Source organism: Enterococcus gallinarum NBRC 100675 (genome assembly GCF_001544275.1).
GTDB classification, from domain to species: Bacteria; Bacillota; Bacilli; order Lactobacillales; family Enterococcaceae; genus Enterococcus_D; species Enterococcus_D gallinarum.
Genome location: NZ_BCQE01000005.1, coordinates 1 through 11,777, shown reverse-complemented (window position 1 = coordinate 11,777; position 11,777 = coordinate 1). Strand labels below are relative to the sequence as shown.

Sequence of the window (11,777 nt, the reverse complement as noted above, 5' to 3'; positions counted from 1 at the left end):
GCTACTGTGTTTGCTAAAGTCTTTTTGCCATAGTTCTTTACTGAGAAATCAATAAATCGTTGGTACTAAACCACCGTCGAGTCTCAAGGCGGCTCCAGAGAAAGAGGATGCGTAAGGACTAGCAACGAAAGCTACAAAGCGTCCAATCTCTTCTGGACGAATGAGTCGTTGAATTTGAGACAGTGGGCGATGCTTTTTCATGAAATCTTCTTCCCACATGGACTCCGGCAAATCACTTTCTTGATACATCGTTTTCAGCATCGTTTCTACGCCTTCGGTCAGTGTTGAACCAGGCATGATCGTATTTACAGTGACCTGTGTCCCAGCGGTGAGTTTTGACAAACTTTTAGCCAAAGAGAGGTTCATCGTTTTTGTCATGCTGTACTGCGGCATTTCTCCAGAAGGCATAACGGCTTCCTCACTGGCAATAAAAATCACACGACCGAAGTTTTGTTGGAGCATATGAGGCAAATAAAATTTTGCTAAAGCATTTCCCGACAAAACATTCACATGGAAAAAATGTTCCCAAACTTCATCGGTAATTTCCATGTAATCCATTGGTTCGAAGATCCCCATATTATTGACAAGAATATCTACTTTAGGGAAGTGGTCAAAAAGCTGTTGGCGAGCTGCTGCATCGGCTAGATCATATGGAGCCACTTGAGGATTCGTCTTAGGAAATTTTTCTTTTAACTCAGCAACGACAGCTTTGACACTGTCCTCTTGCCGTCCATTGACGATGACATCTGCGCCTTCTTTTGCCAACTCGAATGCAATTGCTTTCCCAATACCTTTCGTAGAGCCAGTGACCAGTGCTGTTTTCTTTGTTAATCCTAATTCCATTTCCTTCACTCCATTTCCTTAGTTAAAGTTAAATTGATCCGGATCGGGACCTACCCGGTGATCTTCATTCAAACGATTAAGTACACGCATATCTTCTTCCGTCAAAGAAAAATCAAAGAGTTGCTGATTTTGTTCCATTCTGTCAGGATTAACTGTCTTAACTACCAGTAAAATATCTTGCTGGATATGCCAGCGTAAGGCGATTTGTGCAGGGGATACGTGATGGCGTTGAGCCATCTTTACGAGGGTCGGATGTTGGAGAATCTGACCTTGCATCAATGGAGACCAAGCTTGTATCTTGATCCCTTGTTGCTGACAATAATCACGCAGTTCTTTTTGAGCTAATTTTGGATGTAGTTCCACTTGATTTAACACAGGTTTGACTTTTGCTGTAGCGAGCAATTCCTTCAAATGATGGATCTGAAAATTGCTGACGCCGATGGCTTTGATCTTTCCAGCTTGATGGAGGTCTTCAAGTGCCCGCCAAGATTCTTGATACGCATTTTTGCCAGGCCAGTGGAGCAAATAAAGGTCTAAATAATCCAATTGCAAAAGCGCGAGGGACTTTTCAAAAGCTGCGATCGTTTCATCGTAGGTCAAATAATTGTTCCAAACTTTAGAAGTCACAAAGAGTTCTTCTCGTGTAAGTCCAGTTGCTGCTAGCCCTTCTTTGATCCCTTGGCCTGTTCCTCTTTCATTATCATATATTTGCGCGGTATCAATCAAACGATAACCTTTCAAAATGCCGTTTTTTACAACAGTAGCTACTTCTTCATCAGGAATTTGAAAGACGCCCAAACCAAAGCCAGGAATGCTGACTTGTTCGTTCAATGTAATTGTGTCGGTTAATGAGTGGATCATATAAATTTCCTCCTTGATTTTTGGTAAATATACCTTATACTAAAAAAGTTCAGATGAATAGTACCTACTTTTTTGTGCTATAGTGTCAAAAAAGTAACTTTTGTAAATTTAAAGGAAGTGTTTGAAGTATGACCCCCAAAAAATATAACATTGGTGTGGAAGCTACTATGGATGTGATCGGTGGAAAATGGAAACCGATTATTCTGTGTAATCTGCGAGATGGCGCCTTGCGTCCGAGTGATTTGAAGCGACGGATACCTGATATTAGTCAAAAAATGCTGACGCAGCAACTAAGAGAGTTGGAGACAGACGGTATCGTTTTGCGAACCTCTTATCACCAAGTCCCACCAAAGGTTGTCTATTCTCTCAGCGACTATGGTCTGACATTAAGTAGCGTATTGGATGCTCTCTGTCATTGGGGAGAAATGCATGTCTCAACATTGAAAGAACAAGGTGTTGAAGTAGCGTTAGCTAGTCAAGAGGCATAGGGAAGATCAAAAACAAAAACTAGCAATCGTCGAGTCGAGAGTCACTCAGCGATTGCTAGTTTTGCTTAAAAGAAGTGAGGCAGGAAGAGGGTTATTTCACTGAACCGGAAGTAATTCCTTGTACATAATATTTTTGCATATAGATAAAGAGTAGGGTGATTGGAATAGCGATCAGCACACAGCCAGCTGTAAAGGACATAAACAACGAATTGGCTGTTGTCTTTGTCATCATAGAATAAAGTCCGATCGCAACGGTATAGTTTTTGACGTCATCACCCATGATGATTCGAGCAAAGATGAAATCCATCCAAGGACCCATGAAGGCCATCAAAGATGTGTAGACGATAATTGGTTTTGATAACGGCAATGTGATTTTGGTAAAAATATGCCATTTATTGGCACCATCGATCATGGCAGATTCATCTAGCGCCATTGGAATCGTATCAAAGAACCCTTTGGCAACATAGAATCCCAGTGCCGCTCCAGCCGAATAAACTAAGATCAGCGCCAATAAACTTTGTGTTAGGTTGAGGGCTTTTAGAATATAATAAACAGCGATCATGCTCATAAAGCCTGGGAACATATTCAATACCAAGGCAACTTTCAAGAAAGGTTTACGAAGTCGAAAGCGCAACCGGGAAAGGGAGTAGGCCATTGCGATTGTAATAAATGTGGACAAAAGACAGCTGCAGACAGCAACAAACAATGTATTCAAGAACCAGCGAACAAAAGGGTAGCTGCCGCTATCATTGGCTAATAGTTGTCGGTAATTTTCAAAAGTGAATTCTTTGGGAATGATATAAGGAACGAAGGCCCCGCCTTCTCCTCTAAAACTTGTCAAAATGATCCAAACGATCGGGAATAACCAAAGAACAGAAAGAATGATCAAAATCGTATAAATCAGAAAACGGGTTTTTGACTGCCCTTGTTGGTAGCCGGATTTCTTTTTCTTTACAGACATTGTTACCCCTCCTTATAAGAATTTGTTCGCGTGTATGCAAACAGGCTAAAGACAGCAGATAAGATAAAGATCAAGATACCGATTACGGAAGCTAAATTGTAATCCATCGTGTTGACTGTCAAATTGTACAGCCACGTTACTAACAGATCGGTCGAGCCAGCACCATAAAAATTAGAGTTAGATGGGCCGCCGCCAGTCAATAAGAAAATAACATTAAAGTTGTTGATGTTGCCGATAAACTGTTGAATCAATGCGGGCATCATTACAAACAATATCTGAGGAAATGTGATGGAGCGGAAAATTTGGAATTTATTGGCGCCATCAATTTCGGCTGCTTCTAGTTGTTCCTGATCAAGATTTTGTAAGATTCCTGTTGTTACAAGCATGGTTGCTGGAATCCCAATCCACATGTTCACAAAGATAATGCTGACTTTCGCAAAGAAAGGATCGGTCAGAAACGGGATCGAAGAAGAGATCCATCCCCAATTCAGTAAGAGTGAGTTAATCGGACCAGAACCGTTTAGTAAGTTACGCATGATCAAAAGTGATACGAATTGAGGAACTGCCATCGTCAAAACAAAAATGGTGCGCCACAATTTTTTGTAACGGATCCCTTTCGCGTTGATCAACAAGGCTAAGATTACGCCGAAGAAGAAACAAGTGATCGTTGCGAGAACAGCCCATGTCAATGTCCAAGCTAGTACTGGGAAAAAGGTGGACGCCATATCACCAGTAATGACATTAGAGAAATTCTTCAATCCTACCCAAGTAAACAGATTTTTTGGGGGTAAATTTTTGTGATCATAATTGGTGAAGGCAATCGAAATCATATATAAGAGCGGTAAGATAGTAAAAAATAAGACACCAATCAATGGGATTGTCATCAATGTTGCATGAAAGCGTTCGTTCACCAGACTATGTAAATCGTCGCGTGTCGTAGGGATTTTAAGTCCTTGTTGTTTTAATTCGTACAAATGACGGGCGCTTTTCAAATTAATGATATAGAGAATAATCAAGAGTGTACAAACGAGCAGGGAAGCAATACCAAAAAGCAATAAGAGCATTGAATTGTCACCTTTTTGCAAGATTTCAATACCAAGTGCTTCGTTATAGACCAACCCTTGTTTTTGTGTTCCTAATGTTTGCAGCATCAGAAGAGCGTGGAAACCATTTCTTATGAACCAAGCGATAAAACCAACTTGTGATACGATGAAAATAATTCCTTTCAGCCATTGTTTATTGGCGAAATTGGCGCTTCCCATCAAAATAAAAGATAGCTTTGTCGCTAGATCGCCTTTTTTGAATAATTCTCTAAAAGTGATATGCGACGCATTTTTTTTCCTGAACATATCCTCTCACCTTGCTTTCGTAATTAACTAGAAAAGGGAAAGCAGGCTTTCCCTTTGTCATGTATAGTGATGTGTTGTTGATTATTCTGTTACTTTTGAAATATCGGAAACAAACTTATCGAGTTTATCTTGGAACTGATCCGGTTTAATTTGACCTTTATAGGTATCGTTGATTAACGCATCCATTGGTGGCCAGAAAGAAACCATCTCAGGTAATTTAGGCATCACGACAGAGTGTTCTGCATCAGACATTTCCATCACAGCTTTTGCTACTGCATCAGCTTTTACTGCATCGGATTCTTGTGCATCTTTATTTGAAGGGACAACGCCGTTTTCAGTAAATTCGATTTCTTGTGTTTCTTGGTTGCTTAAATATTCTGCTAAAGCCATAGCTGCTAATGGCGCTTCGGTTTGTTGGTTGACAGCATAAAGCTTTACACCTAAGAAAGCTTTCATTTGTTTCGCACCACTACCGAAGTCGATCGTTGGATAGGCGGCAACACCCATGTTGTCTCCAAGCGCTTTTTCTACGTCATTTTTTGACCAAGGACCTGAAAGGAATGCATCTGATTTTCCAGATTGCAAATCAGACAACGCGGATTCGCTGGCTTGAAGGACACCGCTATTATTTTTTTGATCGGCGATCCATTGTAAGACTTCCACACCAGCTTCGTTGTTGAAATTGGTTCCATTAATATCTTCACCGTCTTCTCCATAAAGAACATTTCCGTTGCTCATAAATAGAGGGCCAAAAATGTAGTTTGCACCGTCTTCTGCAAAGTTGGTACCGATTTTTCCAGCGGAAGTCAATCCTTCCCAAGTTTTTACATCATCTGCTGTCAATGTAGAAGTATTGTAATAAAGCACTTGAGATTCAACACCGTAAGGATAGCCGTAAATTTTGTCTTTCCAAGTCACGGCATCAACTGCTGCTTCCACGTTTGTATCTTTGATTGTTGCTGCTTGCTTATCGCCAATTGGATAAATCAGACCAGCTTCAGCCATTTGTCCTACTTGGTCATGAGGCATCATGAATACATCGGCTGCTTGTTCAGGGTCTTTTGAGACGTCTGCTTTGGCATCGGCAGAAGAACCAGCTGCAACTGTTACTTTTACATCAGGATACTCTTTTTCAAATTTGTCGACTTGCCCTTGTAAGGCATCAATATGTTCGGTGTCTACCCATAATTTAATATCACCTTCGACTTTTGCACTAGACTCCGCTGCACTGCCATTGCTTGAAGCAGCATCGTCGTTGCTGTTGCCACAAGCGCCTAGTACGATTGCAGACAAGCTTAAAATACTTCCCCCAATAAGTAATCGTTTTACATCTACCTTCATTCTTGTTCCTCCTAAAAATTAATTGTTTGCGTTTACAGACCTAATTATGCAATCGATTGCAATAATAGTCAAGCAGAAAATGAACAACTTTTTTAGTTTTCTATTGCTTAAAAGAAAAATTAGAAATCAATCTAACATAAAACCTTTCTACAGTTGGAATGATAAGGTCGAAATTTCCTGGAAATAACTTAGTTATTCTATTCACATTTGAAAAGCAAATGAAAATGTGGCAGCTCATTTTTCCATCGGTCGTAAAGCAAACGATTGCTTTCTGTTTCAGAGATTATTTTAAGGAGCAAGAGAAGTAGCGTTTCTTTTGGACACAAGAAGCAATGGGCGTAAAAGAAATCTATTTAAAGCAATTGAAAAAAGAAAAAAAGAGTTAAAAAATCGTGGAGAAACATGAACTACGCCGAAAAATATTTCCTTTATGATGAACTAGTGATAAAATAGTTAGGAGAGTTTCCAGTTAGGAAAAGTAGAAATAAAAGGAGAATTATATAGGCATGGCCAATTTTTTTAGAAAATTAATCGAGAATGATAAAAAAGAATTAAAACGTCTTGACCATATTGCTTCACAAGTTGAATCTCATGCGGACGAAATGGCCGCTTTATCTGACGAACAATTGCGCGAAAAAACAGATGAATTTCGCGGTCGTTTTCAACAAGGTGAAACGTTAGACCAATTATTGCCGGAAGCCTTTGCTGTGGTTCGCGAAGCGGCAAAACGCGTCTTAGGACTGTATCCTTACCATGTCCAATTAATGGGGGGGATCGTGCTTCATGACGGAAATATCCCTGAAATGCGTACCGGTGAAGGGAAAACCTTGACTGCGACATTGCCGGTTTATTTGAATGCGTTAAGTGGTGCCGGTGTACATGTTGTAACGGTCAATGAATACTTGGCAACTCGTGACTCTACAGAAATGGGTGAGTTGTATAATTTCTTAGGATTGACTGTTGGGTTAAACATCAATTCGAAGACAGCAGAAGAAAAACGGGCTGCATATGCCTGCGATATCACCTACAGTACGAATAATGAACTAGGCTTTGACTATTTACGCGACAATATGGTGGTTTACCGCCATCAAATGGTTCAACGGCCATTGAATTATGCCATCGTCGATGAAGTCGACTCAATCTTGATCGATGAAGCCAGAACACCATTGATTATTTCTGGACAAGCAGAAAAATCGACTGCACTATACAATCGGGTCGATAATTTTGTGAAACGATTAAAAGAAGAAGAAGACTACAAAATCGACATCCAATCAAAAACAATTGGATTGACTGAAAAAGGGATCGAGAAAGCCGAAGAAACATTTGGCTTGGAAAACTTGTATGATATCGAAAATACAGCGTTGACCCATCATATGGACCAAGCGTTGCGGGCGAATTATATCATGATCCGCGATATCGACTATGTCGTACAAGAAGGCAAAGTCTTGATCGTTGACCAGTTTACTGGACGGATCATGGATGGACGTCGTTATTCTGATGGATTGCACCAAGCGATCGAAGCAAAAGAAAATGTTGAGATCGAAGATGAAACCAAAACGATGGCTACGATCACTTTCCAGAACTACTTCCGGATGTACAAAAAACTTTCTGGTATGACTGGTACTGCAAAAACAGAAGAAGAAGAATTTCGTGAAATCTACAATATGCAAGTCATTCAGATTCCGACCAATCGACCAATCGTTCGTGATGACCGGGCAGATTTACTTTATCCAACGCTGGAAAGCAAGTTCCACGCAGTGGTGCAAGATATCAAAGAACGGCATCGTAAAGGGCAACCAGTGCTTGTTGGTACAGTAGCTGTAGAAACTTCCGAGCTGCTTTCAAGTATGTTGGATAGAGAGAAAGTCCCTCATGAAGTACTGAATGCCAAAAATCACTTTAAAGAAGCTGAAATCATTCTGAACGCAGGACAAAAAGGTGCTGTAACGATCGCAACGAACATGGCTGGTCGGGGAACAGATATCAAATTAGGCTTAGGTGTTGCTGAATTAGGCGGATTAGCGGTCATCGGTACGGAACGTCATGAATCTCGCCGGATCGATAACCAATTACGAGGACGTTCTGGGCGTCAAGGAGACCCAGGGGTTTCTCAATTCTATCTTTCGTTGGAAGATGATTTGATGAAACGGTTTGGTTCTGAGCGGATCAAAGTGTTCTTGGATCGGATGAAGATTGATGAAGAAGATGCCGTGATTCAAAGTAAGATGTTGTCTAAACAAGTAGAATCTGCGCAAAAACGAGTAGAAGGTAACAACTACGATACCCGGAAAAACGTTTTGCAATACGATGATGTTATGCGTGAGCAACGGGAAGTCATTTATGGTCAACGTCAAGAAGTGATCATGGAAGAGCAGGATCTTTCACAAACATTGATGAATATGGTCAAACGATCGATTGAACGAGTTGTCGATAGCCATACCCAATTAGAAGAAAGCAATTGGAATTATGAAGGGATCGTCGACTTTGCCGGAAATGCTTTAGTGCATGAAGATTCCATCTCTGTTGATGATATCAAAGGCAAAAAACCACAAGAAATCAAAGACTATCTCTATCAACGGGCAGAAGAAGTTTTCGAGCAGAAAAAAGCCCAATTAAACAGTCAAGAACAATTGTTAGAATTTGAAAAAGTAGTTATTCTGCGAGTGGTGGATACGAAATGGACGGACCATATCGATGCGATGGACCAATTAAGACAGTCAGTCGGTCTGCGAGCATATGGTCAGAACAATCCATTGGTTGAATACCAAACTGAAGGATACAACATGTTTGAAGATATGGTGGGAGCGATCGAATATGAAGTGACACGCTTGTTCATGAAAGCTGAGATTCGCCAAAATGTACAACGAGAACAAGTCGCTCAAGGAGAAGCTCAAGAAACTGAAACAGTCCCAGAAGAAGATCCTAGTTTCAAAAATGTTGGCCGTAATGATCCGTGTCCTTGCGGCAGTGGCAAAAAATTCAAAAACTGTCACGGCAAAAAATAGAAGAATTGATACGTTAGGAAAAAGGCTGGCAGCTTTTCTTGTCCAGCCTTTTCCGTTCATTTACAATACGCGTGAAGAAAGAAGGAATTCAAATGGAAATCGCAGATATTCGGAATCAATTGAATCAAATGAATGAAAAAATAAATAGTTTTAGGGGGTCTCTTTGACTTAGATCAGTTAGAAGAGGCAATCGCTGAAGCAGAACACCAGATGGCGGACCCTACGTTTTGGGATAATTCTGAGCAAGCACAGAAGGTGATCAACGAGAACAATGCCAATAAAGAAACCTACGATCAGTTCAATCAATTGGCAGAAGAATTTGAAGAGTTAGAAGTTCTTTTGGAAATGATCCAAGAAGAACCAGATGCAGAGATGGAAGCAGAATTAGCAGAACGTATCCAAGCTTTGAATGAAAAAATGGGAACTTATGAACTGTCTATGCTGTTAGATGAACCATATGATCGAAACAATGCAATCATCGAACTGCATCCAGGTGCTGGCGGCACCGAGTCCCAAGATTGGGGCAGTATGTTGTTGCGGATGTATACTCGTTTTTGCGAGCAACATGGATACCAAGTCGAAACATTGGACTATCAGGCAGGAGACGAAGCCGGAATCAAGAGTGTCACTTTGTTGATCAAAGGCCATAATGCTTATGGGTATTTGAAATCAGAAAAAGGCGTCCATCGCTTAGTTCGGATCTCACCATTTGATTCAGCCAAAAGACGGCATACCTCTTTTTGTTCGGTAGATGTCATGCCAGAGCTGGATGGTGCGATTGATATCGAAATCAATAGTGATGACTTGAAAATCGATACTTATCGTGCGAGCGGTGCGGGCGGTCAGCACATCAATAAGACGGAGTCTGCTGTACGAATCACGCACATTCCAACTGGTACCGTTGTGGCCAGTCAAGCACAACGTTCGCAGTTGAAAAACCGGGAACAAGCAATGGGAATGTTGAAAGCAAAACTTTATCAACTAGAAGTAGAAAAGAAAGAACAGGAAGCTGCAGCTCTTCGCGGAGAACAGATGGAGATCGGTTGGGGTTCACAAATTCGTTCCTATGTCTTTCATCCGTATTCCATGGTCAAAGATCACCGGACTAACTTTGAAACAGGGAATGTACAAGCAGTAATGGATGGTGATTTAGACGGCTTTATCGACGCCTACCTCAAGTTGAAATTAAATCAAAAATAACTATACTGGGCTATTAAACAGATTGAAATATAATTGTAATCTGTTGAAAGCATTGTGAAATATATTCATGCTATAATAAGCCAGTATGAAAAAAAGTGAGATGGAGAGATAGCTGCATGATTGAAATGAAAGAAGTAATGAAAAAGTACTCTAATGGTACGACTGCTATCCGTAATCTTTCGATTTCAATTGATCAAGGTGAGTTTGTTTATGTCGTCGGACCTTCCGGTGCAGGGAAATCGACCTTTATCAAATTGATGTATCGTGAAGAAAAAGCAACTAAGGGTGTTCTTAATGTAGCAGGGTATGACCTGTTGACGATCAAGAATCGCGAAGTGCCATTGATGCGCCGCGAAATCGGTGTTGTTTTCCAAGATTATAAATTGCTTCCGCGAAAAACGGTTTATGAGAATGTTGCTTATGCGATGCAAGTTATTGGCCGCAAGCCTCGGGAGGTTAAAAAACGGGTAATGGAAGTATTGGACCTTGTAGGATTGAAACACAAAGTACGGGTCTTCCCAAGTGAGCTTTCAGGCGGGGAGCAACAACGGGTTTCTATTGCACGAGCAATCGTGAATACCCCGAAAGTATTGATTGCAGATGAACCAACAGGAAATTTAGATCCTGAGAATTCTTGGGAGATCATGAAGTTGTTGGATCGGATCAATGCACAAGGAACAACAGTAGTGATGGCGACACACAATAGCACGATCGTCAATACGATTCGTCACCGTGTAATCGCAATTGAAAATGGTCGGATCATTCGCGACCAAGCGGAAGGAGAATATGGTTACGATGATTAGAACGTTTTTCCGTCATCTCCTTGAGAGTATCAAAAGTTTAAAACGAAACGGCTGGATGACGATCGCGTCACTCAGTGCAGTCACGATCACGTTGACGTTAGTCGGTATCTTTTTGGGTGTTATTTTAAATGCAACGAAGTTAGCCGAAGACATCCGTAAGAATGTGGATGTTTCTGTCTTTGTGGATATCGGAACAGAACAAAAAGACATGGATACTTTGGAACAATCGCTTAAAGAATTACCGAATGTTTCAGACGTTCGTTTTTCGAGTCGTGATGATGAATTGAAAAAAATTCAGGATGCGATGGGGGATTCTTGGAACTTATTTGAAGGAGACAGCAACCCGCTTTATAACGTATACGTTGTTAGCGCCACAGATCCTGAATACACGAAAGAAATTGCAAAACAAGCTGGAGATTTGCCAAATGTTTTCAAAGCAGACTATGGTGGCGATTCTTCTGACAAGATCTTTGCTCTATCAGCTGCGGTTCGTACGTGGGGGCTTGGGGCTGCTATCCTATTGATCTTTGTGGCAATGTTCTTGATTTCAAATACGATTCGGATCACGATCTTGTCTCGTCAAAGAGAGATTCAAATCATGCGCTTGGTAGGCGCTAAAAATGGTTACATTCGCTGGCCTTTCTTCTTAGAAGGTGGCTGGATCGGATTGCTGGGATCAATTGTCCCTATCGCTATTATGTATTTTGGTTATCACCAAGTTTACTTGTTAGTCAATCCCGCACTGCTACGTTCCAATTATAGTCTGATCGCACCAAATCAATTTCTACTGCAAGTTTGTGGTGTCATGGCTCTGATCGGAATCGTGATCGGGTCATTAGGATCGGTCATCTCAATGCGCCGTTTCTTAAAAGCGTAGAACGTGTTATTGAAACAGATCTGCTGACTAGCAGGTCTGTTTTTCATGG

At 41.0% G+C, this 11,777-nt stretch carries 10 protein-coding genes; 5 read left to right on the top strand and 5 right to left on the bottom strand.

The window, feature by feature from the left end:
* Positions 1–48 precede the first annotated feature (48 nt).
* Entirely contained in the window at positions 49–843 is a 795-nt protein-coding gene (locus EG2_RS03290) for an SDR family NAD(P)-dependent oxidoreductase (protein ID WP_060813460.1), read from the bottom strand.
* Between the two features lie 18 nt (positions 844–861).
* Entirely contained in the window at positions 862–1,704 is an 843-nt protein-coding gene (locus EG2_RS03285) for an aldo/keto reductase (protein ID WP_060813458.1), read from the bottom strand.
* Between the two features lie 128 nt (positions 1,705–1,832).
* Here EG2_RS03285 and EG2_RS03280 point away from each other — a divergent pair, with 128 nt between their 5' ends.
* Entirely contained in the window at positions 1,833–2,192 is a 360-nt protein-coding gene (locus EG2_RS03280) for a winged helix-turn-helix transcriptional regulator (RefSeq protein WP_003127619.1), read from the top strand.
* Between the two features lie 91 nt (positions 2,193–2,283).
* Here the strand turns inward: EG2_RS03280 and EG2_RS03275 are convergent, their stop codons facing one another.
* The 3 genes from EG2_RS03275 to EG2_RS03265 form a co-directional block, all read right to left on the bottom strand.
* The gene (locus EG2_RS03275; protein ID WP_003127620.1) at positions 2,284–3,153 is read right to left on the bottom strand and encodes a sugar ABC transporter permease; all 870 of its coding nucleotides are present in this window, start codon (positions 3,151–3,153) and stop codon (positions 2,284–2,286) included.
* A 2-nt stretch (positions 3,154–3,155) separates the two neighbouring features.
* Entirely contained in the window at positions 3,156–4,502 is a 1,347-nt protein-coding gene (locus tag EG2_RS03270; protein WP_060813456.1) for a carbohydrate ABC transporter permease, read from the bottom strand.
* An 81-nt stretch (positions 4,503–4,583) separates the two neighbouring features.
* Entirely contained in the window at positions 4,584–5,843 is a 1,260-nt protein-coding gene (locus tag EG2_RS03265; protein WP_060813454.1) for an extracellular solute-binding protein, read from the bottom strand.
* Positions 5,844–6,349: 506 nt separating this feature from the next.
* Here EG2_RS03265 and secA point away from each other — a divergent pair.
* The 4 genes from secA (at position 6,350) to ftsX (ending at position 11,728) form a co-directional block, all read left to right on the top strand.
* Entirely contained in the window at positions 6,350–8,848 is a 2,499-nt protein-coding gene (gene secA / locus EG2_RS03260) for a preprotein translocase subunit SecA (protein WP_003127623.1), read from the top strand.
* Between the two features lie 92 nt (positions 8,849–8,940).
* Positions 8,941–10,048, top strand: a protein-coding gene (prfB, locus tag EG2_RS03255; protein WP_115241628.1) for a peptide chain release factor 2 whose coding sequence is annotated in 2 segments (ribosomal slippage) — positions 8,941–9,012 and positions 9,014–10,048 — 1,107 coding nt in all. Because the reading frame shifts where the segments join, the coding sequence is not laid out codon by codon here.
* A gap of 116 nt (positions 10,049–10,164) precedes the next feature.
* Positions 10,165–10,851 (top strand): cell division ATP-binding protein FtsE, encoded by a 687-nt coding sequence (gene ftsE, locus EG2_RS03250; protein WP_005471877.1) that lies wholly within the window; start codon positions 10,165–10,167, stop codon positions 10,849–10,851.
* Positions 10,844–11,728, top strand: a complete 885-nt coding sequence (gene ftsX / locus EG2_RS03245; protein ID WP_060813450.1) for a permease-like cell division protein FtsX — start codon at positions 10,844–10,846, stop codon at positions 11,726–11,728. The genes ftsE and ftsX overlap by 8 nt, the downstream gene beginning before the upstream one ends.
* Positions 11,729–11,777 lie beyond the last annotated feature (49 nt).